A 23,305-nucleotide genomic window follows, 5' to 3' on the forward strand; every position below is an offset into this window, starting at 1 on the left:
CTGCCCCCGGCGGGTCAGACGCGGAAGGGGACGCCCGTCAGCTCCTCGCACAGCTGCCACAGCTGCGCGGCCTTGCGACGGTCGTGCGACGCCGCGGTCGAGCCGACGGTGCGCGGGTGCCCGTGAGCCTCCATGAACCCGTCGGGCCCGACGAACGAGCCGCCCGGCAGGTCGTCGACCGTCGCCGCGTAGAGGGACGGCAGCGCGCCCATCGCGGCCGGCTGCGCGACCGTGCTGACCTTGTTGAGCTGCAGCATCGCCCGGTCGGACCACGCCGAGCCGGTGCGGCCCTGCAGGTTGGTCGAGGAGTAGCCCGGGTGCGCGGCCACCGACCGCAGCGGCGAGCGGGCGCCCGTCAGCCGACGCTCCAGCTCGTAGGCCAGCATCAGGTCGGCGAGCTTGCTCTGGCCGTAGGCGACCCAGGCGTTGTAGCGGCGCCGCTCGAAGTTCGGGTCGGCGAGGTCGATCCGGCCCATGCGGTGCATCAGCGAGGACAGCCACACGACGCGGTCAGTCAGGCGCGGCAGGAGCTGGGCGGTCAGCGCGAAGTGACCCAGCACGTTGGTGCCGAATTGCGTCTCGAAGCCGTCGGCGGTGCGCGAGAACGGCACGGCCATCAGGCCGGCGTTGTTGATCAGGGTCTCGATGCGCCAGTCCGAGACGCCCTCGGCGAACTCCCGCACGGAGTCCAGCGACGCGAGGTCCAGGCGGCGCACCTCGGCCCCGCCGGGTCCGGCGAGGTCGAGGGAGGACCGGGCCGCCTCGCCCTTGTCGGTGTCACGGCAGGCCATGACGACGTACGCGCCCTTGTCGACGAGCGCTCGCGTGGTCTCGAGGCCCAGCCCCGAGTTGGCTCCGGTGACGACGAAGACGCGGCCGGTCTGGTCGGGGATGTCCTTGGTGGTCCAGGTGCTCATGGCACCAGTCTGCGGGATGGGTATGACGCTGTGCCGTCCCGCACGTGAACCTCTCGCCCTCGGCAGACCCTTTGAGGTGATCCGAGTGACCGCGGGGATCCGGGCGGTCAGATGGCCATCTGACCGCGCGCGACCTCCTTGACGATGCCGCCGAGCGAGACCTGGCCGTCGGCGTCGATGTCGAGGTGGATCATCGAGGGGCGCTCGATGTCCTCGCCCTGGTAGACGCGGTAGTGCTTGTCGCGCTCGCCCCGGGAGACGAGGACCTCGCCGAGCCGTCCGGCGCCGGACGCGGTCGCGGCGACCTCGAGGACACCGCCCTGCGGGCCGTAGAACATGCGGGAGGCGACGTCGCCGTCCTCGCGCCAGGCCCAGACGTAGATCTGCGGCTCGACGTGCAGGAGCATGGCGTACTGGTGGAGCAGCCGGGCGTCGATCTTGGCCTCGCGCACGTCCTGCTCGGTGGCCAGCTGGAGCACGATGGTCGCGCGGGTGAACGTGACCTTGACGGTGGGGTCGACGATCGCGGGGATCTTGCGACCGACCAGACCGGCGAGGAACCGCTTCTCGGTGCGGATCTCCTCGATGACCGAGCTGCGGCCGAGCATGGTCCACCGGTTGCCGGAGTCGATCACGTGGATCAGCTGCTTCCTGCCGGCGAGGTGGATGTCGCCCTCGCCGCCGTCGAGCTCGCGCACGACGTGCGCGGTCGCCATCGACGCGCTGCCGGCGAAGCCCGAGGCGCCCTCGGGCTGGAAGAAGCGGACCGTGGCGTGACCCTCGTCGTCACGGCCGGTGATGAACGAGCACTCGGTCCCCAGCTGCCGAGCGGTGCGCCGCATGGTCTCCTCGTCGAGACCCTTGGCGTCGGTGAACACGGCGACCGCGTTGCCGGAGAACAGGTCGTCCGGCGTCGTGAACACGTTGAGGATTCGGTAGTCGGAAGGCATGGGCTCAGGGTATAGGCCGAGCCCGCGCCCGTCCTCGGGAGGACGGGAGGAGCCGTTGTGAGACGGGTCGCACCCCCGTTCACCCCCTGTCGGTCCCGTGGTCCACAATCGACCGTATGACGGATCAGAGCCGACCCCTCGCGCCCCAGCCCAGCGACCTCACCGGACCGGCGGCCGTCGCCGCCGTCGCCGAGGAGGCCGTCCAGGTCGCCCGCCGGTGGGAACGCGCCACGGCGGAGGGCGCGACGCGGTCCGAGCGCGCCACGTCCGACCAGCTGGGCGCCCTGCTCCGCGACGAGACGGGGCTGGACCTGGCGGTGACCTTCGTCGACGAGGTGGCCCGCCCGGAGGACCCCTACGTCGCCGCCAAGGTGCTCTCGACGCTGACCGCCGGTGACGCCGGCGCGTTCCTCGGCCGGGTCGACCGCTCGCTGCTGGGGCTCGGCGCCAAGGTCGCCAAGCTCGCTCCTCCGGTCGTCGTGCCGATCGCCCGCGCCCGGCTGCGCCAGATCGTCGGCCACCTCGTCGTGGACGCGAACGACCCGGCCCTGGGCCGCCACCTGGCCAAGGCCCGGGCCGAGGGCTTCCGGCTCAACGTCAACCTCCTGGGCGAGGCCGTCCTCGGCGAGCACGAGGCCGCGAGCCGGGCCGAGCGCACCCGCCAGATCCTGGCCCGCCCCGACGTGGACTACGTCTCGATCAAGGTGTCGTCCCTGGTCAGCCAGATCTCGACGTGGGACGAGGAGGGCACGGTCGAGCGGGTCCTCGAGCGCCTGCGCCCGCTCTACCGCACCGCCGTGGCCAAGAGCCCGCACGCCTTCGTCAACCTCGACATGGAGGAGTACAAGGACCTCGACCTCACGATGGCGGTCTTCGAGCGGCTGCTGGCCGAGGAGGAGTTCCACGACCTCGAGGCCGGGATCGTGCTGCAGGCCTACCTCCCCGACGCACTGCCCGCCCTGGAGCGCATGCTCGAGCTGGCCCGCCGCCGCCGAGCCGCCGGGCACGCCAGCATCAAGGTCCGCGTCGTCAAGGGCGCCAACCTAGCGATGGAGCAGGTCGAGGCCGAGCTGCACGACTGGGTGCAGGCCCCCTACCCGACCAAGGAGGACGTCGACGCCAACTACCTCGCCTTCGTGGAGCGCGCGCTGCGGCCCGACGCCACCGAGGTCATGCGCATCGGCGTCGCCTCGCACAACCTCTTCGACACGGCCGTGGCCTATCTCCTGGCCCAGCAGCGCGGCTGCCTGGACGCCCTGGACATCGAGATGCTGCAGGGTATGGCGCCCAGCCAGGCCCGCGCCGTCAAGGCTGACGTGGGGTCGGTCCTGCTCTACACCCCCGTCGTCGCCCCCAAGGACTTCGACGTCGCGGTGAGTTATCTCATCCGCCGCCTGGAGGAGAACGCCCAGAAGCAGAACTTCCTGCACGCCATGTTCTCCGCGGACCCGGGGTCCGGAGCCTCGCCGGACGGCCGCCCCGGCGCCGCGGCCCGTCCGCACGACGCGATGGCCGACCAGGAGCGCCGCTTCCGCGAGTCGGTCGCCGCCATGCCGACGACGCCCGTAGGACCGCGCCGCTCGTCCGAGCGCGCCCGCATCGGCGACCGCTTCGCCAACACCCCCGACTCCGACCCGTCCCTGCCCGCCACCCGTGTCTGGGCCCGGGAGGCGCTCGCGGCCGACCCCCACCGCCTCTCCTCCCCCGTCCTGTCGACCCCGGACGACGTCGACGAGGTGGTCGCCCGCGCCGTGTCGGCGGCCCCGGGCTGGGCCGGGCGGTCGGCATACGACCGGGCGCAGGTGCTGCGCGACGCCGCCCGTGAGCTGGAGGCCCGGCGCGGCGAACTGGTCACGATCATGGCCGCCGAGGGCGGCAAGACCGTCGCCGAGGCCGACCCCGAGATCTCCGAGGCGATCGACTTCGCGCGCTACTACGCCGAGCGCGGGCTCGAGCTCGAGGCCGGCGCGAGCGCGCACACCGACGGGTCGCGCTTCACGCCCGACCGCGTCGTGCTGGTCACCCCGCCGTGGAACTTCCCCGTCGCCATCCCGATCGGCGGCGTGCTCGCCGCGCTCGCCGCGGGGTCGGCCGTCGTCATCAAGCCCGCGCACCCCACGCCAGGCTGCGTCGAGGTCGCCGCCGAGGCGCTGTGGGAGGCCGGTGTCCCCCGCGAGGTGCTGCAGGTCGTCCGCACCGACGAGCGCGAGGCCGGACGCGCCCTGGTCTCGCACCGCGACGTCGACACCGTCGTGCTGACCGGCGCCTCCGAGACCGCCCGCATGTTCGCCGGCTGGCGGACCGAGCACCCCGCCGGGCCCCGCGTCTACGGCGAGACCTCCGGCAAGAACGCCCTGGTCGTCACCCCGGCCGCGGACCTCGACCTGGCCGCCGCCGACCTGGTCCGCAGCGCCTTCGGCCACGCCGGCCAGAAGTGCTCGGCCGCCTCCCTCGGCATCCTCGTGGGCTCGGTCGCGCGCTCCGAGCGCTTCCGGCGCCAGCTCGTCGACGCCGTGCGCTCGCTGCGCGTCGGCTGGCCGCACGACCTCGGCACCACGATGGGCCCGATCATCGAGGTGCCCGAGGACAAGCTCCGCCGCGCCCTCACGACCCTGGAGCCCGGCGAGTCCTGGCTGGTCGAGCCCGAGCAGCTCGACGACTCGGGCCGCCTCTGGTCGCCCGGCCTCAAGGAGGGCGTCCGTCCCGGGTCGTTCTTCCACCTCACCGAGGTGTTCGGCCCGGTCCTCGGCCTCATGACCGCCCGCACGCTCGAGGAGGCCGTCGAGCTGCAGAACGCCACGGCCTTCGGCCTCACCGGTGGCCTGCACAGCCTCGACCCGGACGAGATCGCCTGGTGGACGGAGCACGTCGACGTGGGCAATGCCTACGTCAACCGCCACATCACCGGGGCGATCGTGCAGCGGCAGAGCTTCGGCGGGTGGAAGGACTCGGTGGTCGGCCCCGGTGCCAAGGCCGGCGGCCCCAACTACGTCGCCCTGCTCGGGTCGTGGAGCGAGGACGGGCTGCCGCAGCGCGGCGCCGAGCCGTCACCCCGCGTGCGCCGGCTGGTCGACCGCCTCTCGCCGCTGGTCGTGGGCGCCGGTGGCGCGGGCGACGACGGGGACCTGCAGGACGCCCGCGGCTGGCTCGACGCGGCCCTGCGCTCCGACGCCAAGGCCTGGCGCGACGAGCTCGGCGTGGAGATCGACGAGACCGGTCTCGCGGTCGAGGCCAACGTGTTCCGCTACCGCCCTCACCCCGAGGTGACCGTCCGGCTCGAGCCCGGTGCCCGTCCGGTCGAGCTGGTGCGCCTGCTGGCGGCGGCCGAGCTCGCCGGGTCGGCCGTGCGCATCAGCGCCGACCCGCAGGCCACCGGCCCGCTCGAGGCCCTGCGCACAGGTGACGGCGAGGCCCGCCAGGCCGCCGACGACCTGCGCGGCCTGCTGACGATCGAGGACCTCGCGACCTTCGCCCAGCGGCTGCGTGACGCCGAGACGTCGACGCGGGTGCGCGCGATCGGTCAGGAGTCCGAGGTCAGGGACCTGGTCCACGCCCTCTCGGGCTCGTCCGCGACCGTCCTCGCCGACCCCGTGCTGGCCAACGGCCGTCGCGAGCTGCTGACCTTCCTGCGCGAGCAGGCGATCAGCCGCACCCTGCACCGCTTCGGCCACGTGGCGCCGGACCTCGCCCGATGACGGGACGCACCCCCGCCCCGGCGCCCGAGCCTGCGGCGGGGGCAAGGGCAAGATCGTGGGGGTCGCGCCTCGGCGAGGGCCTGGTCATGACCGTCACCTTCCTGATCTTTCGGCTGGTAATGATCCGGCTCGGGCTGTTCCACGGCGAGCCGTTCCTGGCGACCGCCTCGGCCGCGTTGCTGTTCGGCGTGTTCTGGGTGCTGGTGGGCCTGGCGTGGGACGTCTGGCGGCGTCGACAGGGCGAGCGTCGACGGGGCGAGCGCCGGTGACGGGCGGTCGCCCCGTCGTCCGCGCGCTCACCGTCGACGACGCCCGCGCCTCCTGGGACCTCGGCGTCGAGTCCTTCGGCCACGCCGAGCCCGCCCCGGACCCGCTGCCCGACCCCACCCGGCGTGGTCGGGTCATGCTGGGCGCCTTCGTCGACGACACCCTCGTCGGTCGGGTCGGCGCCCTGTCGCTGTCGTCCTGGTGGGGCGGGCGCGAGGTGCCCACCGCGGGCATCGCCAGCGTCGCCGTGCGCCTCGAGGAGCGCGGCTCGGGGAGCCTCGGCCTGCTGATGCCCGCCCTGCACGACCGCGCCCGCGAGCGCGGGGACGTCCTCGCCACGCTCTACGCCACGGCGCAGGGCATCTACCGGCGGTTCGGCTACGAGACGGTGACGTCCTTCGACCAGGTCGAGCTGCCGACGCGGCTGCTCCTCGACGTCCCGGTCGACGAGCCCGCCGATGCGCAGGACGGCACGCGCGAGGTGCGGCTGCGCCGGGGCACGGCCGACGACCTGGACGCCATGCAGGCCGCCTACACCCGCTGGGCCCGCGAGCACGACGGACCGCTCACCCGGTCCGGACCGCAGTTCCCGCCCGACGTGACGGCCTTCCTGCAGGCGCTGGACGGCGCGCACGTCACCCTCGTCGAGGAGGACGGCGCGGTCACGGGCTACGCCACCTGGCGGCGCACCGACGGCTACCACCAGGGCGTCACGGCGGTGGACGACCTCGTCGTGACCACCCCGTCGGCCGCGCGCGCCCTGCTCCACCAGCTCGGCACCAGCCACGCCGTCGCCCCCACCACCACGCTGTGGACCAGCGGCGCCGATCCCCTGCGCCTGCACCTGCCCGGCAACGCCTGGCGCCCGGTCGACCAGCGCCCCTACGCCCTCGCGGTGCTCGACGTCCCCGCGGCGTTCGAGGCCCGCGGCTACCCCGGCCACCTCGACGCCGACCTGACGTTCGCCGTCTCCCCCGGCCACGGCGGCGACCCGGTGGCCGGCACCTACCGCCTGCGCGTGACGGCGGGGAGGGCCACCTGCGAGCGGCTCGCCGACGACCCGGCCCCCGGCATACGGCTCCTGCACCCGCGCGCACTGAGCCTCGCGTATGCCGGCGCCCAGCCGAGCAGCGCGCAGCGCCAGGCGGGCCTGCTGACGGGTCCCGCCGATGACGACGCGGTGTGGGACACCCTCACCGGCGGGCGTCAGGTGCACGTGCGCGACTACTTCTGAGTGGCGACCTGGCGCAGGACGACGTCGGCGATCTCGGCCGCGTGCTCGACCGGCAGGCCGTGGCGGGCGCCGCGCAGCACGACGAGCTCGGCGCCCGGGATGCGCTCGGCCAGCAGCTCGCCGTTGCGCAGCGGGTTGACGCGATCGGCGTCGCCGTGGACCACGACCGTGGGCGCGACGATGCGGGGCAGCGAGTCCCACGCGTCGTGCCCGTGCGAGGCGCGGTAGTGCAGGCCGCGCTGCGCGGACCGCGTCGTGGTCGCGGCGTCGGCCGTCTCGGCCAGCTCGTGGTGCGAGCCCAGCCACGCGGGCGTGTAGCTCAGCAGCGCCATCTCCATCGGGTCGCAGCGCGCGATCGTGGCGTCGACGTCGTCGGCGCGCGGGACGCGGTGCCGGTCACCGGGCGAGGTGCACAGCAGGGTCAGGCTCGCGACGCGCTCCGGGTGTCGGATCGCGAGCCACTGCGCGATTCGGCCGCCCATGGAGTGGCCGACCACGTGCGCCCGCTCGACCTCGAGCCGCTCGAGCACCCAGGCCGCGTCGTCGGCGAAGGATCCTGTGGTCGGCGGGTCCCGGCGATCCATGTCGTCGCTGTCGCCGGTGCCCCGCTGGTCGATCGCGATCGTCTCCACCTGGCCGTCCAGCACGCCGCGCGCCGCGAGCTCGGCCACGAGCACGTCGTAGAGCCAGTGGTCCTGGCTCATGCCTGGCAGCAGCAGCACCGGGGTCCCGCCGGCGCCTGACCGCCACACCGCGAGACGCGACCCGTCGGCGAGCTCCACCACCTGCTTCGGCATACGGCCCGATCCTCCCTGGCGACCCACGACTGATGCCGGACGACCGACGGACGACCGACGACCGGCGGGGACGACCCACGACGGTCGTCCCCGCCAACCTAGCGCCCGGTGACCAGCGTGGTCGGCGGGGCCTCGGGAGCAGGCCGCACGGTGACCCGTCCGGAGTCCATCTGCCAGGTGAGCTCGTGCGCCGACTGCGTCCCCTTGATGGTGACGCCCTCGGTGGCCCAGCCGACGATCTCGCCCTGCCACTCCTCCGGGACGATGTATGACGCCCGCTCGCCGAGCTGTCCGACGCGATAGGCCTCGAGGCGCTCGCCGCCGTCGTCGTGGATCGCGACGACGACGAACCGGCCGTTGGGGCTGGTGGCGAAGCTGTGGGCGGACCCGTTGCCGGCCGAGGCGAGGACGATCGCGGTGCCGTCGCTCGCCACGCTCATGAGGCGAGCCCGGTTGGGCGGCGCCGAGTCGGTCTGGTCGTCGTTGGAGCCCACGAGCGCGAGATAGCGGTCCCCGGCACGCGTGCCCGCGATCTTGACGCTGGTGCCGGTGGGGAACGCGACCGGGCCGAAGGGTGTCTCGAAGGACGACCCGGGCTCGGGCGCGAGGGTCCCGCTCGCGGTGGGCGTGCTCGTCGGGGCGGTGCGCGTCGCCGTGGCCGTGGCCGACGGGACGTCCGTCGGGGACGTCGCCGTCGACCGGGGGACCGACGGCGGCTCCGAGGTGGGCTCGGGCGCGCTGGTGCCCGTGCTGGTGGGCGTGGGCGAGGGGATCGCGGGCGCCGTCGTGACCTGCGACGTCGGGGGTGTCGCAGGGACGACCTTGTCCTCGGGATCCTGGCCGTCCGCGAGCCGCGGCACGAGGACCGCCGCCCCCACCACCAGCGCCAGCGTCGTGCCGGCCCCGGCCATGGCGGTCACCCGGCGGCGACGGCGCACGACCTTGCCGCGCTCGACGACCCACTCGCCGAGGTTGGGCGAGGGCCGCACGTCGTCGGCGTGCCCCTCCAGCGAACGCCTCACCAGGCGTCCGAGCTCGTCATCCCGCATGACCCAACCCCCTCTCCCACACCTGGTCACGGGCAGGCACGACCTTGCGAAGGTTGGCCAGGCCGCGTGAGATCTGGCTCTTCACCGTGCCCAAGGAGCACCCCATGATGTCTGCTATCTCCGCCTCCGGGAGGTCCTCGTAGAACCGGAGCACGAGCGCCGTGCGCTGACGGGACCCGAGCGTCTGCAGCAGCGCCCACATCCCGTCCCGCTCGTCGATGTCGTGCCGATCCTCGACGGCCTCGTCGGGTGTCGTCTCCGTTGCGTACTCACGCCGCCCCACCTTGCGCCACACCGAGATGTTGGTGCGCGTCATGGCCGTGCGGGTGTAGGCATCGACGGACCGGTGGTCCGCGATCTTGTGCCACGACAGGTAGACCTTGACCAGAGTGCTCTGGAGCAGGTCCTCCGCCGAGGCGTGATCACCCGTCAGCAGGTACGCGTAGCGGAGCAACGGTCCGGAGCGTGTTGCCACGAAAGCAGTGAACTCCTCGTCGCGCTCGTCCATGCGGTTCCCTTCCCTCCCCAAGAGGTGCTGACACCCGAATGACGCGGGCGCCGTCTCTCAGGTTGCACGTCATGGTCACGATCTGCCAACCGTTCGCGTACCTAAGGTGCTCGGGGGGAGACCCTGTCGGACGCTGGGGCTACTCTCCCCTCCATGAGCACCGCCGCCACCCCGCCCTCGGGCGACCGCCGTCCCCTCGTGGTGATGGAGGAGGTCAACAAGCACTTCGGAGACCTCCACGTCCTCCGCGACATCGACCTGACGGTCCACGAGGGGGAGGTCGTCGTCCTGATCGGCCCCTCCGGCTCGGGCAAGTCGACCCTGTGCCGCACCATCAACCGGCTCGAGACCATCGAGTCCGGCTCCATCTCCATCGACGGCCGACCCCTCCCCGAGGAGGGCAAGGCGCTGGCCCAGCTGCGGTCCGACGTGGGCATGGTCTTCCAGTCGTTCAACCTCTTCGCCCACAAGACGATCCTCGACAACGTCACCCTGGGCCCGATGAAGGTCCGCGGGCTCGGCAAGAAGGACGCCGAGGCTCGTGCCCGCCAGCTCCTCGACCGCGTCGGCGTCGGCCACCAGGCCGACAAGTACCCCGCCCAGCTCTCCGGCGGCCAGCAGCAGCGCGTCGCGATCGCCCGGTCCCTCGCCATGGACCCCAAGGTCATGCTGTTCGACGAGCCGACGTCGGCCCTCGACCCGGAGATGATCAACGAGGTCCTCGACGTCATGACCCAGCTCGCCCGCACCGGCATGACGATGATCGTCGTCACCCACGAGATGGGCTTCGCCCGCAAGGCCGCGGACCGCGTCGTCTTCATGTCGGACGGGCAGATCGTCGAGCAGGCCACCCCCGAGCAGTTCTTCACCAACCCGCAGTCGGATCGCGCCAAGGACTTCCTCGGCAAGATCCTCACCCACTGAGCCGGCCCACCGGCCACCACCCGAGGAGATCTCATGACGATCCGTCGCACCACCACCGCCGCGGCAGCCATCGCGCTCGCCGCCACGTCCCTCGCCGCCTGCGGCAGCTCCGGAGGCAGCTCCGGCTCCGGCTCGTCCGGCACCGCCTCCGGTGCGGCCGGCGGGGAGACCATCAAGGTCGGCATCAAGTTCGACCAGCCCGGCCTGGGCCTCAAGGAGGGCTCGAGCTACTCCGGCTTCGACGTCGACCTGGCCAAGTACATCGCCAAGGAGATGGGCAAGACGCCGGAGTTCGTCGAGGCCGTCAGCGCCCAGCGCGAGGCCACGCTGCAGGCGGGCAAGGTCGCCTACATCGTCGGCACCTACTCGATCACCGACAAGCGCAAGGAGAAGGTCTCCTTCGCCGGGCCGTACTTCGTCGCCGGCCAGGACCTGCTGGTCCGCGCCGACGACACCTCGATCACCGGCCCCGACGCCCTGTCCGGCAAGAAGCTCTGCTCGGTCAAGGGCTCCACCTCGGCCACCAAGATCAAGGACCAGTACCCCAACGTGCAGCTCCAGGAGTACGACACCTACTCCAAGTGCGTCGAGGCCCTGTCCAGCGGCTCCATCGACGCCCTGAGCACCGACAACACGATCCTCGCGGGCTACGCCGGCCAGTCGCAGTACCAAGGCAAGCTCAAGGTCGTCGGCAAGACCTTCAGCACCGAGAACTACGGCGTCGGCGTCAAGAAGGGCGACACCGCCACCTGCCAGAAGGTCACCGACGCGATCAACAAGTACATCTCGTCCGGCGAGTGGCAGAAGGCCGTCGACAAGAACCTCGGCACCGGCGGGTTCAAGGTCGACACCAGCAAGAACCCCCCGAAGCCCGCCGCCTGCGCCTGACCTCGGCCGGTCCGCGCCCTCCCCTCCTCGCGGCGGGGAGGCGCGCCGCACGGTGAGCACGTATGCCGGGAGCGCCCCGGCATACGTGCTCACCGCCACCCCGCCGGTCCCCTCACCCCCAAGGAGTGCGGATGCAAGAGCTCTTCAGCGAGTTCGACATCCTCGGCGCGTTCTGGATGACCATCAAGCTCACGGTCCTGTCCGGCATCGGCGCCCTCGTCATCGGGACGATCCTCGCGATCTTCCGCCTGTCCCCCGTCCCGATGCTGCGCTTCCTCGGCGCGCTCTACGTCAACATCGTCCGCAACACCCCGCTGACGCTGATCGTCGTCTTCTGCTCCCTCGGCCTGGTCGCGCAGCTCAACCTGCGCCTCGCCAGCGCGCAGTCGCCGACCTTCATCAGCGACAACAACTTCCGGTTCGCCGTCGCGGCGCTGTCGATCTACACCGCGGCCTTCGTCTGCGAGGCGCTGCGGTCCGGCGTCAACACCGTGCCCGTCGGGCAGGCCGAGGCGGCGCGCTCCCTCGGCCTCGGCTTCCGCCAGACGCTGACCCAGATCGTGCTGCCCCAGGCCTTCCGCGCGGCGATCGTGCCGCTGGGCAACACCCTCATCGCCCTGACCAAGAACACCACGGTCGTGTCGGTGATCGGCGTCGCGGAGATCTCCTACCTGCAGGCGCAGGTCATCGAGGACCGGCCCGACGCGATCATGACCTTCTTCCTGATCGTCGCCCTCGGCTTCGTGATCCTCACCCTGCCGACCGGCCTGTTCTTCACCCGGCTCGCCACCCGCATGGAGGTCAAGCGATGAGCTCCGACGCGTCCGTCCTGTTCGACGCCCCCGGGCCGCGGACCCGGCGCAACCAGCGCATCGTCGCCGGGATCCTGCTGCTGGTCGCGATCGCCATCGGGGTCTGGATCCTGATGCAGTTCGCCGCCAAGGGGCAGCTGGACGCCGCCAAGTGGCGCCCCCTCCTGTGGACCGACGTCTGGTCGGAGTACCTCCTGCCCGGCATCCTCGGCACCCTGCGCGCGGCAGCCATCTCCATCGCCGCGGCCGGCGTGATCGGCCTGCTGCTCGGCGTCGGGCGCCTGTCGTCCGTGCGGCCGGTGCGGTGGCTGTGCAGCGCGGTCGTCGAGGTCTTCCGCGCGATCCCGGTGCTCGTCATGATGCTGGGCAGCTACGCCCTCTTCGTCAACCGCGGGATGTTCCCGGGCTACGAGTCCCTCGCGGGCGTCGTCACCGGGCTCACCTTCTACAACGGCGCCGTCATCGCCGAGCTCATCCGCTCCGGCGTCAACAACCTGCCCAAGGGACAGGCCGAGGCCGGGCTGTCCATCGGCCTGCGCCCCGGCCAGGTGATGCGCTCGGTGCAGCTGCCCCAGGCCCTCACCGCGATGCTTCCGTCGCTGGTCAGCCAGCTCGTCGTCGTCCTCAAGGACACGGCGCTCGGCTACGTCATCCTCTACGAGGAGCTCCTGCGCAAGGCCGACCAGATCGGGTCCTGGCAGGGCAACGTCGTGCCCGCCCTGATCTTCGTCGCCGTCCTCTACATCGCGATGAACTACACCCTCACCACGCTGGCCGGGCTGATCGAGCGGCGGACCCGTCGACGCGGCCACACCGCAGCCCTCCCGGCGACGCCCAGCGCGGACGAGGGCCTGCCCGCCGCCCCCTAGCCCCGGCCACCTCCGCCGAGCCGTCACTTCCCGCCGACTGGTCACCTCCCGACGAGCGCCCGACCCCGCCGAGCGATCACTTCCCCACGCGCGACGCCGTCGGCAGGTGACCGCTCGGCGAGGGGGTGGGGTCCGTGACCGGCACGATGCACCAGGGCATCAGGTGCTGCACGATCGGGCCGATGCCCACGGCATACAGCACGGTGCCGAGGCCCACGCCGCCGCCGAGCAGCCAGCCGATCGCGAGCACGGCGACCTCCAGCGAGGTCCGCACGAGCCGCAGCGACAGGCCGGTGCGGTGGGCGAGGCCGGTCATCAGGCCGTCGCGGGGGCCGGGCCCGAGCTGCGCGCCGATGTAGAGCGCGCCCGCCAGGCCGTTGAGCACGATCCCCGCGACGAGGAAGACCGCCCGCACCCACAGCGAGGAGGGCGCGTCGAGCCAGCTCAGGGTCCAGTCGGTGGCGACGCCGATCCAGATGGCGTTGGCGACGGTGCCGAGACCGGGCCACTGCCGCAACGGGATCCACGCCAGCAGCACGGCCACCCCGACGACGATCACGGTGACGCCGATCGACATGGGCAGGTGCAGGGCGACGCCGACGTGGAACACGTCCCACGGGTCGAGCCCCAGCGCCGCCTGGATGATCATGCTCATCGAGATGCCATACAGCGTGAGCCCCACCATGAGCTGCACCAGCCGTCGCGGCAGGCGGCCGGCGCGCAGCTGCTGCATCGGGGTCATCGGCTGGAGGGAGCGGGTGGGGCGCGTCATACGACCATCATCCCCCACAAGTGGACTGGTCCGACATAGCCACTTGAGTCATAGTGGACCGTATGACGCCCCGCCGCCTCACTCCGCACCGCCTGGCGCAGCAGCTGGGGCCGGCCGGCCCCGGCGTCCCGGCCTATCGCTGGCTCGCGGACGGCATCCGGCTGCTCGTCGCCGACGGACGTGTCCTCCCCGACACGACCCTGCCGGGCGAGCGAGCCCTGACGGCCCAGCTGGGGGTTAGCCGGACGACCGTGGCGCGGGCCTACGCCGACCTCGTGGAGCGGGGCTACGCCGAGGCGCGGCAGGGGTCCGGCACCCGCACGCGCCTGCCGGGACCGCCCGCTCCTGCCGGCGAGGAGCCCTTCGGGCTGCAGGGGCGGACCCTGAGCGGGGACGCGCCGCCCACCGTCGCCGACCTCACCGCCACCGTGCCGCCGGCGGTGCCCGGGCTCGTGGCGGCGTTCGAGCGGGCCATCGCCCAGCTGCCCCGATATCTCGCGGGCAGCGGCTACCACCCGGCCGGGCTCCCCGTGCTCCGGGAGGCGGTGGCCGAGCACTATGCCGCGCGCGGGGTGCCGACCACGCCTGACCAGGTGATCATCACCAGCGGCGCGCTGGCCGGGGTCGCCGCCGTGCTCCGCGCCCTGGCCTCGCCGGGCGACCGGGTGGTCCTGGAGTCCCCGAGCTATCCCAACTCGATCGCCGCACTGCAGCGGCAGGGATCGCGGCCGGTGGCGGTGCCCATGATCGAGGACGGGTTCGACGTCGAGGGGATCGTGACGGCGGCGGCGGCCTCGCGGGCCAGGGCGGCCCTGCTGATCCCGGACTTCCACAACCCGACGGGTCACCTGCTGGACGACGACGGTCGCGCGCTCCTGGTCCGCGGCCTCGCGCGCGCCGGCGTGCCGCTGGTGGTCGACGAGACGCCGATCGACATGGCTCTGGACGCCCCCGTGCTGCCCCGCCCCGTGGCAGCCCACGGCCCGGCCATCAGCGTCGGCTCGTGCAGCAAGTCGCACTGGGGCGGCCTGCGGCTCGGGTGGGTCCGCACCGAGGGGCCGCTCCTGGCGGCCGTGCAGCAGGCGCGGCTCTCCCTCGACCTCGGCGCCCCGGTCCTCGAGCAGATCGCCCTGGCCGACCTGCTGCGCCACCCCCAGCCGGACACCGAGCGGCGCGCCGCCCTGGTCCACCAGCGCGACAGCCTGCACGCCCTCGTCACCGCGACCCTGCCGGGCTGGGAGGCCCAGGTCCCCCGCGGTGGGCTCAGCCTGTGGTGGCGCCTGCCGCAGCCACGATCGTCCGCCCTGGTCACGGCCGCTGCGCGGCGCGGAGTGCGGCTGGCACCGGGCGCGGCGTTCAGCCCTGACCGCAGCGGCCTGGAGGGCTACCTGCGGACGCCGTTCACGCAGCCGGTGGAGACGCTGGAGCGAGCCGTGGCCGCGATCGCCGCGGCGTGGGCCGAGATCACCTGAGGCTGCCCTGCACCCGGCCCGCTAGAGCGGGAGCACCTCGATCTCGTAGCGCAGCGTGTGCGAGTCCCCCGGCGCCAGGGTGATCTCGTCGGCGAGCACGTTGCCGCCCTCGACGCAGACCATCCCGGTCCACTCGTCGTCGCCCATGTCGGGGAGGCCGGCGGCCTTGTCCGCCCAGGGGTTCCACACCACGGTGCTGGCCGAGCCGGACGTCGTGATGCGCAGCCGCCGCCCGAGCACCGGGTCGACGACGGTGACGGGGCAGGCCGACCGATAGACGCGGTCCGTCTCGCCCCGCAGGGTCACCGGGCCCTCCTGGCGCCGCGTCGCGCCCTTGTCGGTCTTGTCGACGTAGGACGCACGGTCGAGCCCCTCGAGCGACACCTGCCGCACGTCGCCCACGGCGAGGTAGGTGTGCAGCGCCTCCTCGTAGGTCTCCTCCTGCGACCCGACGTTGGTGACGCGCAGCGCGAGCTCGAGGTGGCGGCCGGCGCGGACGGCATACGTCGCGCGGAGCGCACCCAGGGTGAGGGTCAGCTCGGCCCGTCCCTCCTCGATCACGACGGGCTCCCAGCGCGTGGTGCGCGCGGGTCCGTGGGAGGGCTTGCGGTCGCCGGAGCGGCCGGGGCCGAACCACGGGAAGCAGATCGGCACCCCGCCCCGGATCGCCGTCCCCTCCTCGAGGAGGGTGTCGCGGCTGACCCACAGCACCGGCTGCCCGCCGGTGGGGGTCCAGGTGACGAGGTGCGCGCCCTGCTCGTGGATCGCGGCGGTCGCCTCGGGGCCGGAGATGTCGCGCGGTGCGGGGAGAGTGCCCATGACCAGACCGTATGCCGTGCCCGCGGCGGACGTCACCCGGGGTGACCCCTTCGGGGCAGGCTCGCGGGTCAGACCGACTCGGACGCGCCGGCGCGGCGCAAGACCCGGCTCCGCGGCAGGCCGGCCGCGACGAGCTGGGCCCGGGAGCCCCCGGCGACGACGCGCAGGTCGGCGGGGGTGGCCAGGTGCTTGGCCACGACACCCGCCACCGCCATCACCGCGGCCGGCCCGAGATAGCCCACCCCCGACAGGTCGAGGACGTGGGGCTGGGTCGGCCGGGACAGGGCGGCCAGCTCGTCCCGCAGCTGCGGGACCACCTCGGCGGCCCGCGCGGCGTCGACGTCACCCGTCACCGCGATGACCGGGACGCCGCGGTGACGGCGCACGGTCACGACCGGCGGCATGCGCGCGGCGGCCCAGTTCTGCGCACCTCCCCCCTCGGGGGCGTCACGCAGCGCCGCGCAGCGTGGGTCGAGCAAGACCGACAGGATCCGGTCCAGGTCGGCCGGGTCGCCGACGCGGGAGGTGGCCCCGTCGACCAGACGCGCGGCGATGGCCCGCACCCGGGTGTTGGTGCGCTGGGAGTACCACCCGAGCAGGGCGAAGGCATGGTCCGCGGTGATCCCGTAGGCCACGACGAGGACCCCCTTGGCCTGCTCGATGATCGCGCGGGCCTCGACGACCTCACCCAGCTGACCGGTCATCTCCTCCGCGACCGCCCGCTGCACCATGCGTCCCACGTCGAGCAGGTAGCCGGACGCCCCGACCAGGGTGCCGGCGGCGTCATACTCCCCGAGGCCCACGGCGAGCACGTCGCGCGACTGGCCGTCGGGTCGGACGAGGCGCCGGCGGTGGGCGAAGGCCTCGCCCCGCCGGAGAGCCGCCGAGGCCTTCTCGGCCAGATCGGCGTCGTCCGGATGGATGTGAGCGATGAACAGGTCCAGGCCGTCCGGCCCGCGACCGGGCTCGAGACCGTGGAGGGCGTACAGCTCGGGAGAGATCGACCAGTCCAGGTCCCGAGGGCTGTGCACCTCGACCCGCCACGACGCCGGGCGGATCGTGGTTCGGTCGTCATGCAGGTCGCTCACGTCGCTCCAGAACCATGGGGGTGGGCACCGAGACGGCGCACGGTCTGTCGCTGGGGCTGAACGACGCGCTGGCTCCCGCGCGCGGGGCAGCGGACGTATTTTAATCCTTCCTCCGGTCTGGTCCCAACTGCCGACCGGCGCCCACGGCGCTGCTCCCCCGGACGGGCTGCCCACCGTGCCAGAGTGACCGTGCGAGCCGCCTCCGTCGGAGGCGCGTGCCCACGTGGAGGTGGACCCATGCGGACCGCTGCGACCGACCGGATCCGGGTCGGTGCCCTGACCTGTGCCGTGATCCTGGTGCTGGGCGTCGCGGCGCACGCGTTCGTCGGGTGGGCCCGGCACCGAGGACCCGGCCAGCCCCCGGCCGTCAACCCCACCGTCGTCGTGGTCGGTCTCGTCGCCGCCGCCCTGCTGGCGGGCTGGGCCCTGCTGGGCCGGGCGCGCGACCGCGTCACCGAGCGCATCCGCGCCCACCACCCCGAGCGTCGGGTCGTGCTGGCGACGGCCGACCTGCCTGGCGGCGTGGACGGGGCAGACGGCGCAGCTGGCTCGGAGCCCGTCGGCGTGGCCTGGGACGACCCCGAGACGGCTCCGGCCTGGCAACGAGCGTGTCGCCGTCGGCTGGTCCCGCCGCTCGCCCTCGCCGCGGTGGCCCTCCTGCTCCTGCTGGGCACGGGACTGATGACCCGTATGGCGGCCGCGGAGCTGCACGACGGCGGGATCCGCACGCCCGCGCAGGTGACGGGCTCGGGCTGGGCCTTCACGGGGCTCGGCCACTCGCCGTGGGTGCGGGTGACGCACGTGGAGGGCGGCCGGACCTATGCGTCGGTCGTGCACGGCGTGGACCCCCAGGTGGTGCCGGTCGGCACGCAGCTGACGGTGGTCGTGGACCCGGACGACCCCGAGACGGTGGGCGCGGTCGACGGATCCACCCCGTCCGCCGCCACGCAGCGGTGGCAGAACCTCCTGCGCCTCGCCCTGCTGGTCGGTGCCGGCTGGGCGCTCGTGACCGGCGGTCGCATGCTCGCGTGGCGGTCGGCGCTGCGGCGCGCGCCCTGGCAGCCGTGGCGCCTGGTGGGCGACTCGCCATACGGTCATGGTCATGCTCGCGGTCCCGGCAGCGGCCGCGGGCTCGATCTCGGTGGAGGCCGAGGTCGCGACACCGTGCTGGAGCTGCAGGACTGGACCGGCGAGGTGTCGGTCGTGGCGCGATCGAGCGGCGCTGGTCTGCCACCGCCCGATGACGACGTCGAGGTCGAGGGGTCCGACGAGGGTTCCGACGAGGTGGCCGTGCTGCCCGGGCCGCCGGGTCATCCGCTGCTCGGTCGGCGACTGCTCGTCGGCACGTCCGCCGGGGTCGTGGAGGCCACGCTCCCCCGGACCGTGGCCGAGGAGACGCGCCTGCGTCAGCGCTCGAGCACCGCCACGAGGAACCCGCTGCCCTGACGGAACGGCCGCAGATCCCACGACGACAGCATCAGCGACTCGGTGAGCCCCGCCACGCGCGCGTCCATCCGGAACGCCCCGAAGTCGTAGCCGCGCCCGCTGCCGAACCCCACGACCAGGCGTCCGCCGTCGGCCAGGTGCGACCCCATCCGGCGCAGCACCTCCACCCGCGTGCTCGCGGCCAGGAAGGTCATGACGTTGCCGCCGCACACCACGACGTCGAACCCTTCGTCGATCCCCCGCGCCGGCAGGTCCAGCTCGGCGAGGTCACCCACCAGCCAGGTCGGGCCGGGGTGGTCGGCCTCGGCGGCCTCGATCAGCACCGGGTCGACGTCGACCCCGACGACCGTGTGCCCGAGCTCGTGCAGGAAGGCCCCGACCCGGCCGGGTCCGCACCCGGCGTCGAGGATCCGCGAGCCGCGCCCGAGCATGGCGTCGACCATCCGCGCCTCGCCGGCCAGGTCGTGCCCCTCGCGCGCCATCCGACGGAACCGCTCGACGTAGCGCTCGGAGTGGGTGGGGTCGGCGGCGACGATCTGCTCCCAGTCGCTGGGCACGCGGGCCACGGGGCCTCCTCGGGTGGGGTGTGTCAGAGCCTGAGTCTAGGGTGGAGGGACCACAGCACCCGAGCCAGAGGAGTGGACATGGCCGACCAGGGCCCTGCACCGTTCGTGACCGACATCGAGCGAGCGACGCTCGACAACACCATGTTTCGCGACACCCTGTGGACCGGGCAGCACCTGCAGCTGACGGTCATGGCCATCCCGCCGGGGGGCGAGATCGGCCTCGAGATGCACGACGACACCGACCAGTTCCTGCGGGTCGAGGCCGGCCGGGGCCGCGTGATGATGGGCAAGGCCAGCAACGACCTGCAGTTCCAGGAGGTCGTGTCGGACGACGACATCGTGATGGTCCCCGCCGGCTCCTGGCACAACGTCGTCAACATCGGCGACACGGTGCTCAAGGTCTACTCGCTCTACGGCCCGCCGGACCACGTGCACGGCACGCGTCACGCGACCAAGCAGGACGCCGACGAGGACCCCAACGAGCAGCACTGAGGGCGGCCTGATCGAGCCGGGGTCGTATGCCGGGCGCCGGTCGCCGGTCGCCGGTCGGGCGTACGTGGGCGACCGGGATCAGCGGCGTCAGCGCCGGGCCGCCGCCAGGCGGGCGCGCCCGCGCGACAGGGCGGCCTCGACCGCGCTACCGTCACCGGCCTGCTCGAGCAGGTCGGTGACGCGCGGCCCGATCGCGTCCACCGCGGCGGTGAGCCGCGCGTCGTCCCACCCTTGGGCGCGGGCGTGCTCGTGGATCACTCCCCCGGCGTTGGCGACGAAGTCGGGGACGAAGGTGATCCCCCGCTCCGACAGCGCCTGCTCGCAGGACGGCTCGTCGAGGATGTCGTTGGCGGCGCCGGCGATGACCCGGCACCGCAGCCGCGGCACGACGTCCATCGTCACCACCCGCGCGACGGCGGACGGGGCGAGCACGTCGCACTCGCAGGTCACGACCTCCGCGACGTCCACGACCTCGCCACCGCACTCAGCGGCGACCGACGCCGCGCGCTCGGCGTCCACGTCGGCCACGAGCACCCGGGCGCCGTCGCGTGCCGCCAGCCGGGCGAGCTCGCCCCCGACGTTGCCCGCACCCTGGACGGCCACGGTGAGGCCGGCCAGCGTCGGGACGTCATACGCCCGCTGCACCCCGGCCCGCATGGCGACGTAGGCACCGCGCGCGGTCCACGGCGAGGGGTCGGCGTCCGCGCAGTAGACGCGGGCGCCGCGGGAGCGGATGACGTCCATGTCCGCGAGCGTGGTGCCCATGTCGACCCCGGGGATGTAGAGACCGTGCGTGCGGGCCACGGCGTCCCCGAACGCCTCGAACAACGCCCGCCGCGCCGGCTCGTCGCGCGTGACCCCGTCCGCCATGATCACGGACTTGGCTCCGCCGTACGGCAGCTCGGCCAGGGCGTGCTTGAAGGTCATGGCCCGGGCGAGCCGCTGCGCCTCGCGGATGGCCGCCGCGGTCGAGGGATAGGGCCGCCACCGCACGCCGCCGAAGCCCGGACCGAGTGTCGTGTCGTCGATCGCGATGACCGCCCGTAGCCCCGTGGTCTCGTCGGCATAGGTGATGACCTGCTCGCTGGTCCAGGGGTCCACCGGGTCCACGAGGTCACGTCGGCCCGCGGCGTCGCTGTCGCTCATGGCCCCGACTCTGCCACCAGCGACGCCCGTCTCCAACGCCGAGTGGTCAGTTCCCGACGTCGGGAACTGACCACTCGGCGTTGCAGGGTGCCGTCGGGTGCCGTCAGTCGTCGGTGCGGGTCGACCCGTCGGCGTGACGCGCGTGCGCGGCATACTCGTCCAGGTTGACCTGCGGCGTCGGCTGCAGGCGGTCGGCGGGGTTGACGGGGTGGGGCACCCGGCCCGGTCGCACCTCGGTGGCGTGCGGGTCCTCGTCCAGCGTGGCGTAGTCGAAGGGGTCGTGGCCCCCGAGGACGGCGTCGGCCTGCGCCTTGTCGAGCGTGCCGGTCCACCGACCGATGACCATGGTCGCGACGGCGTTGCCAGCGAAGTTGGTGACGGCGCGCGCCTCCGACATGAAGCGGTCGATGCCGACGATCACGCCGACGCCGTCGAGCAGCTCGGGGCGGTGGGCCTGCAGGCCCCCGGCGAGGGTAGCGAGGCCGGCGCCCGTGACGCCGGCGGCGCCCTTGGACGCGATGATCATGAACACCAGGAGACCGATCTGCTCGCCCATGCTCATGGGCTTGCCCATCGCGTCGGCGATGAAGATCGACGCCATGGTGAGGTAGATCGCCGTGCCGTCGAGGTTGAACGAGTAGCCGGTGGGGACGACCACGCCGACGGTGGAGCGGTCGACGCCTGCGTGCGTCATCTTGGCCATGAGGTGCGGCAGCGCCGACTCCGAGGACGAGGTGGCGACGATGAGCAGGAACTCGCGGCCGAGGTACTTCAGCAGCTTGAAGATGTTGACCCGGGCGACCAGCCACAGGACGGTGCCCAGGATGACGACGACGAAGAGCAGGCAGGTGACGTAGAAGCCGAACATCAGCTTGAGCATCTCGCCCACGGCCTTGGGGCCAGAGGTGCCGACGACGGCGGCGATGGCGCCGAACGCGCCGATCGGGGCGAGCCACAGGACCATCGTCAGGATGCGGAAGACGACCTTCTGCAGGAGGGCGATGGCGGCGAGGGCAGGCTCGCCCTGCTTGCCCATCTTCTGGATCGCGAAGCCGACGAGCAGCGCCACGAAGAGCGTCTGCAGCACGGAGCCCGAGATCAGCGAGCTGAAGAGGGTCTCGGGGATGATCCCGCGGATGAACTCGACGGTTCCACCGGCGTGCTCGGCGTCCGCGGCGAGCTTGGCTCCGGAGCCGGGGATCACCGTGATGCCGTGACCGGGCTGGATGAGGTTGCCGACGACGAGGCCGATCGCCAGGGCGAAGGTCGACATGGTGAGGAAGTAGACGAGCGCCATCGAGCCGGCCTTGCCGACGGTCGCTGCGGCCCGCACGGACCCGATGCCGAGGACGATCGTGCAGAAGATGACGGGGCTGATCATCATCTTGATGAGGTCGACGAACGCATCGCCGACCCACTTCCAGCCCTTGGCCGCGTCGGGCGCGACGATGCCGAAGGTGATGCCGGCGAGCACCGCGATGATCACCGCGATGTAGAGCCAGTGGGACCGATCCCGCGGTCGTTCCTTGGGCTCGGGGATGGTCGGGCTCGTGGTGTAGGCCATGTCAGCGTTCCTGTCACGTCGTTGGGCAGCGCGCAACAGTATGCAAGGAGGCGGGGCGGCATACGACATCAGATGTCTGAACGTCACCTGATCGAGATCGAGTGGCACAGTTGCGGGCATGCGTTCCCTGTGCGTCTTCTGCGGCTCCTCGCCCGGCCGGTCCCCGTCGTATGCCGCCGCGGTGGCCCAGCTCGGGGCCACCCTCGCCGCGCGCGGGACCCGCGTCGTCTATGGCGGGGCCCGCGTGGGCACCATGGGGATGCTGGCCGAGGCCACCCTCGCGGCAGGTGGTGAGGTGGTGGGCGTCATCCCGCAGCACCTCATGGACTACGAGGTCGGCCACGACGGGCTGACCGAGCTGCACGTCGTGGGCTCGATGCACGAGCGCAAGGCGCTGATGGCCGACCTGGCGGACGGTTTCGTGGCCCTGCCCGGCGGGATGGGCACGCTCGAGGAGCTCGCCGAGATCTTGACGTGGGCCCAGCTCGGGCTGCACCGCAAGCCCGTCGGCACTCTCGACGTGGACGGCTACTGGCAGCCGCTGCTGACCTTCCTCGACCACGCGCGCGACGAGGAGTTCCTGCGCCCGTCCCATCGCGAGCTGCTGATCGCGCGCCCCACGGCGGAGGAGCTGCTCGACGCCCTGGACGCGCACACGCCCGCCGACGGCGACGCGACGGACAAGTGGGTCGACCACTGACCCCACCCCGCGACGCCGCGACGCCGGAAGCGCCCCTCCACCTCCGACATCGTGAGTGTTTGGTCCAAGAATGTTGGAGAAAGCACTCACGATCTTGGGGTCAGGGGGCGCTGGGCCTGGGAGCCCGTCGGAGCGAGCCGGTCGTATGGCGACACGCCCGCCATTCGTCCGCCAGACGACCCGAACTGAGCTCCCAGCTCACGACGCGCCGCCCACAGCCCTCGAAACGCCTTCCGGGATAGAGCCCCGTTGAGTGGTGGGCTTTGAGGTGATGCTCGTTGCCTACCGGTCGCTCTTTTCGAGGGCGACGGTCTCAGTATCGCGGGTTGG

General features: G+C 72.8%; 22 protein-coding genes. 11 read left to right on the forward strand and 11 right to left on the reverse strand.

All coding sequences use genetic code 11. From position 1 onward, the window contains the following. Nucleotides 1-14: 14 nt before the first annotated feature. Together K313_RS0114100 and K313_RS0114105 are read right to left on the reverse strand one after the other, a co-directional pair. Nucleotides 15-917: an oxidoreductase gene (locus tag K313_RS0114100; protein WP_029212148.1), complete on the reverse strand. Its 903-nt coding sequence runs from the start codon at nt 915-917 to the stop codon at nt 15-17. Between the two features lie 107 nt (nt 918-1,024). After that, nucleotides 1,025-1,867, reverse strand: a complete 843-nt coding sequence (locus K313_RS0114105) for a PhzF family phenazine biosynthesis protein (RefSeq protein ID WP_029212149.1) — start codon at nt 1,865-1,867, stop codon at nt 1,025-1,027. A 116-nt stretch (nt 1,868-1,983) separates the two neighbouring features. Here K313_RS0114105 and K313_RS0114110 point away from each other — a divergent pair, with 116 nt between their 5' ends. The 3 genes from K313_RS0114110 to K313_RS0114120 all read left to right on the forward strand — a co-directional run bounded on the left by K313_RS0114110 (nt 1,984) and on the right by K313_RS0114120 (nt 7,063). Beyond that, entirely contained in the window at nt 1,984-5,562 is a 3,579-nt protein-coding gene (locus K313_RS0114110) for a proline dehydrogenase family protein (protein ID WP_029212150.1), read from the forward strand. Nucleotides 5,563-5,648: 86 nt separating this feature from the next. After that, the gene (locus tag K313_RS23620) at nt 5,649-5,831 is read left to right on the forward strand and encodes a hypothetical protein (RefSeq protein ID WP_029212151.1); all 183 of its coding nucleotides are present in this window, start codon (nt 5,649-5,651) and stop codon (nt 5,829-5,831) included. Then, nucleotides 5,828-7,063 carry a GNAT family N-acetyltransferase gene (locus K313_RS0114120; RefSeq protein ID WP_029212152.1) on the forward strand — a complete coding sequence of 412 codons (1,236 nt, stop codon included), beginning with the start codon at nt 5,828-5,830 and terminating at the stop codon, nt 7,061-7,063. Before K313_RS23620 ends, K313_RS0114120 begins: the two co-directional genes overlap by 4 nt. Here K313_RS0114120 and K313_RS0114125 read toward each other — a convergent pair. From K313_RS0114125 to K313_RS0114135, 3 genes are all read right to left on the reverse strand, one after another. Beyond that, nucleotides 7,054-7,860 carry an alpha/beta fold hydrolase gene (locus K313_RS0114125; RefSeq protein ID WP_029212153.1) on the reverse strand — a complete coding sequence of 269 codons (807 nt, stop codon included), beginning with the start codon at nt 7,858-7,860 and terminating at the stop codon, nt 7,054-7,056. The genes K313_RS0114120 and K313_RS0114125 overlap by 10 nt on opposite strands. Before the next feature lie 98 nt (nt 7,861-7,958). After that, entirely contained in the window at nt 7,959-8,909 is a 951-nt protein-coding gene (locus tag K313_RS22520) for a hypothetical protein (RefSeq protein ID WP_029212154.1), read from the reverse strand. Continuing rightward, nucleotides 8,899-9,417 (reverse strand): SigE family RNA polymerase sigma factor, encoded by a 519-nt coding sequence (locus K313_RS0114135; RefSeq protein ID WP_029212155.1) that lies wholly within the window; start codon nt 9,415-9,417, stop codon nt 8,899-8,901. Before K313_RS0114135 ends, K313_RS22520 begins: the two co-directional genes overlap by 11 nt. A gap of 204 nt (nt 9,418-9,621) precedes the next feature. Between K313_RS0114135 and K313_RS0114140 the strand changes: the two genes are divergently transcribed. The 4 genes from K313_RS0114140 (at nt 9,622) to K313_RS0114155 (ending at nt 12,910) form a co-directional block, all read left to right on the forward strand. Continuing rightward, nucleotides 9,622-10,341, forward strand: coding sequence for an amino acid ABC transporter ATP-binding protein (locus K313_RS0114140; RefSeq protein ID WP_420804914.1), 720 nt, complete (start codon nt 9,622-9,624; stop codon nt 10,339-10,341). A gap of 33 nt (nt 10,342-10,374) precedes the next feature. Beyond that, complete coding sequence (locus tag K313_RS0114145; RefSeq protein ID WP_029212157.1) at nt 10,375-11,229, forward strand: glutamate ABC transporter substrate-binding protein; 855 nt, start codon at nt 10,375-10,377, stop codon at nt 11,227-11,229. A 131-nt stretch (nt 11,230-11,360) separates the two neighbouring features. Then, entirely contained in the window at nt 11,361-12,041 is a 681-nt protein-coding gene (locus K313_RS21225; protein WP_019286656.1) for an amino acid ABC transporter permease, read from the forward strand. Next, a complete protein-coding gene (locus K313_RS0114155; RefSeq protein WP_029212158.1) occupies nt 12,038-12,910 on the forward strand; it encodes an amino acid ABC transporter permease in 873 nt (290 codons plus the stop codon). The genes K313_RS21225 and K313_RS0114155 overlap by 4 nt, the downstream gene beginning before the upstream one ends. Before the next feature lie 76 nt (nt 12,911-12,986). Here K313_RS0114155 and yczE read toward each other — a convergent pair whose 3' ends face one another. Next, nucleotides 12,987-13,682, reverse strand: coding sequence for a membrane protein YczE (yczE, locus tag K313_RS0114160; RefSeq protein ID WP_029212159.1), 696 nt, complete (start codon nt 13,680-13,682; stop codon nt 12,987-12,989). Nucleotides 13,683-13,744: 62 nt separating this feature from the next. Here yczE and yczR point away from each other — a divergent pair, with 62 nt between their 5' ends. Continuing rightward, a complete protein-coding gene (gene yczR / locus K313_RS0114165; protein WP_029212160.1) occupies nt 13,745-15,154 on the forward strand; it encodes a MocR-like transcription factor YczR in 1,410 nt (469 codons plus the stop codon). Between the two features lie 21 nt (nt 15,155-15,175). Here yczR and K313_RS0114170 read toward each other — a convergent pair whose 3' ends face one another. Next, a complete protein-coding gene (locus K313_RS0114170) occupies nt 15,176-15,973 on the reverse strand; it encodes a D-hexose-6-phosphate mutarotase (RefSeq protein ID WP_029212161.1) in 798 nt (265 codons plus the stop codon). A gap of 68 nt (nt 15,974-16,041) precedes the next feature. Beyond that, on the reverse strand, nt 16,042-17,061 hold the full coding sequence (locus tag K313_RS23625) for an ANTAR domain-containing protein (RefSeq protein WP_029212162.1): 1,020 nt from the start codon (nt 17,059-17,061) through the stop codon (nt 16,042-16,044). Nucleotides 17,062-17,298: 237 nt separating this feature from the next. Between K313_RS23625 and K313_RS23630 the strand changes: the two genes are divergently transcribed. Beyond that, nucleotides 17,299-18,507, forward strand: coding sequence for a DUF3592 domain-containing protein (locus tag K313_RS23630; protein WP_029212163.1), 1,209 nt, complete (start codon nt 17,299-17,301; stop codon nt 18,505-18,507). Here the strand turns inward: K313_RS23630 and K313_RS0114185 are convergent. Continuing rightward, the gene (locus K313_RS0114185) at nt 18,468-19,073 is read right to left on the reverse strand and encodes a class I SAM-dependent methyltransferase (RefSeq protein WP_019286661.1); all 606 of its coding nucleotides are present in this window, start codon (nt 19,071-19,073) and stop codon (nt 18,468-18,470) included. The two genes, K313_RS23630 and K313_RS0114185, sit on opposite strands and share 40 nt — an antisense overlap. 78 nt (nt 19,074-19,151) lie before the next feature. Between K313_RS0114185 and K313_RS0114190 the strand changes: the two genes are divergently transcribed. Then, the gene (locus tag K313_RS0114190) at nt 19,152-19,565 is read left to right on the forward strand and encodes a cupin domain-containing protein (RefSeq protein WP_019286662.1); all 414 of its coding nucleotides are present in this window, start codon (nt 19,152-19,154) and stop codon (nt 19,563-19,565) included. Between the two features lie 87 nt (nt 19,566-19,652). On the opposite strand, the gene K313_RS0114195 is transcribed toward K313_RS0114190, so the two are convergent. Together K313_RS0114195 and K313_RS0114200 are read right to left on the reverse strand one after the other, a co-directional pair. Then, nucleotides 19,653-20,711 (reverse strand): Glu/Leu/Phe/Val dehydrogenase dimerization domain-containing protein, encoded by a 1,059-nt coding sequence (locus K313_RS0114195; RefSeq protein WP_051274152.1) that lies wholly within the window; start codon nt 20,709-20,711, stop codon nt 19,653-19,655. 103 nt (nt 20,712-20,814) lie between these two features. Then, a complete protein-coding gene (locus K313_RS0114200) occupies nt 20,815-22,275 on the reverse strand; it encodes a cation:dicarboxylate symporter family transporter (RefSeq protein WP_029212165.1) in 1,461 nt (486 codons plus the stop codon). A 118-nt stretch (nt 22,276-22,393) separates the two neighbouring features. Between K313_RS0114200 and K313_RS0114205 the strand changes: the two genes are divergently transcribed. Next, nucleotides 22,394-22,975, forward strand: coding sequence for an LOG family protein (locus tag K313_RS0114205; RefSeq protein ID WP_029212166.1), 582 nt, complete (start codon nt 22,394-22,396; stop codon nt 22,973-22,975). The last annotated feature ends 330 nt before the right edge of the window (nt 22,976-23,305 follow it).

This window comes from Arsenicicoccus bolidensis DSM 15745, assembly GCF_000426385.1.
Classification (GTDB): Bacteria; Actinomycetota; Actinomycetes; order Actinomycetales; family Dermatophilaceae; genus Arsenicicoccus; species Arsenicicoccus bolidensis.

What these genes read in the sequence shown, in the direction of transcription:
- K313_RS0114100 (WP_029212148.1), bottom strand. Translation starts at nt 917, where the DNA reads ATGAGCACCTGGACCACCAAGGACATCCCCGACCAGACCGGCCGCGTC.
- K313_RS0114105 (WP_029212149.1), bottom strand. Translation starts at nt 1,867, where the DNA reads ATGCCTTCCGACTACCGAATCCTCAACGTGTTCACGACGCCGGACGAC.
- K313_RS0114110 (WP_029212150.1), top strand. Translation starts at nt 1,984, where the DNA reads ATGACGGATCAGAGCCGACCCCTCGCGCCCCAGCCCAGCGACCTCACC.
- K313_RS23620 (WP_029212151.1), top strand. Translation starts at nt 5,649, where the DNA reads ATGACCGTCACCTTCCTGATCTTTCGGCTGGTAATGATCCGGCTCGGG.
- K313_RS0114125 (WP_029212153.1), bottom strand. Translation starts at nt 7,860, where the DNA reads ATGCCGAAGCAGGTGGTGGAGCTCGCCGACGGGTCGCGTCTCGCGGTG.
- K313_RS22520 (WP_029212154.1), bottom strand. Translation starts at nt 8,909, where the DNA reads ATGCGGGATGACGAGCTCGGACGCCTGGTGAGGCGTTCGCTGGAGGGG.
- K313_RS0114135 (WP_029212155.1), bottom strand. Translation starts at nt 9,417, where the DNA reads ATGGACGAGCGCGACGAGGAGTTCACTGCTTTCGTGGCAACACGCTCC.
- K313_RS0114140 (WP_420804914.1), top strand. Translation starts at nt 9,622, where the DNA reads ATGGAGGAGGTCAACAAGCACTTCGGAGACCTCCACGTCCTCCGCGAC.
- K313_RS0114145 (WP_029212157.1), top strand. Translation starts at nt 10,375, where the DNA reads ATGACGATCCGTCGCACCACCACCGCCGCGGCAGCCATCGCGCTCGCC.
- K313_RS21225 (WP_019286656.1), top strand. Translation starts at nt 11,361, where the DNA reads ATGCAAGAGCTCTTCAGCGAGTTCGACATCCTCGGCGCGTTCTGGATG.
- K313_RS0114155 (WP_029212158.1), top strand. Translation starts at nt 12,038, where the DNA reads ATGAGCTCCGACGCGTCCGTCCTGTTCGACGCCCCCGGGCCGCGGACC.
- yczE (WP_029212159.1), bottom strand. Translation starts at nt 13,682, where the DNA reads ATGACGCGCCCCACCCGCTCCCTCCAGCCGATGACCCCGATGCAGCAG.
- yczR (WP_029212160.1), top strand. Translation starts at nt 13,745, where the DNA reads ATGACGCCCCGCCGCCTCACTCCGCACCGCCTGGCGCAGCAGCTGGGG.
- K313_RS0114170 (WP_029212161.1), bottom strand. Translation starts at nt 15,973, where the DNA reads ATGGGCACTCTCCCCGCACCGCGCGACATCTCCGGCCCCGAGGCGACC.
- K313_RS23630 (WP_029212163.1), top strand. Translation starts at nt 17,299, where the DNA reads ATGCGGACCGCTGCGACCGACCGGATCCGGGTCGGTGCCCTGACCTGT.
- K313_RS0114190 (WP_019286662.1), top strand. Translation starts at nt 19,152, where the DNA reads ATGGCCGACCAGGGCCCTGCACCGTTCGTGACCGACATCGAGCGAGCG.
- K313_RS0114195 (WP_051274152.1), bottom strand. Translation starts at nt 20,711, where the DNA reads ATGAGCGACAGCGACGCCGCGGGCCGACGTGACCTCGTGGACCCGGTG.
- K313_RS0114200 (WP_029212165.1), bottom strand. Translation starts at nt 22,275, where the DNA reads ATGGCCTACACCACGAGCCCGACCATCCCCGAGCCCAAGGAACGACCG.
- K313_RS0114205 (WP_029212166.1), top strand. Translation starts at nt 22,394, where the DNA reads ATGCGTTCCCTGTGCGTCTTCTGCGGCTCCTCGCCCGGCCGGTCCCCG.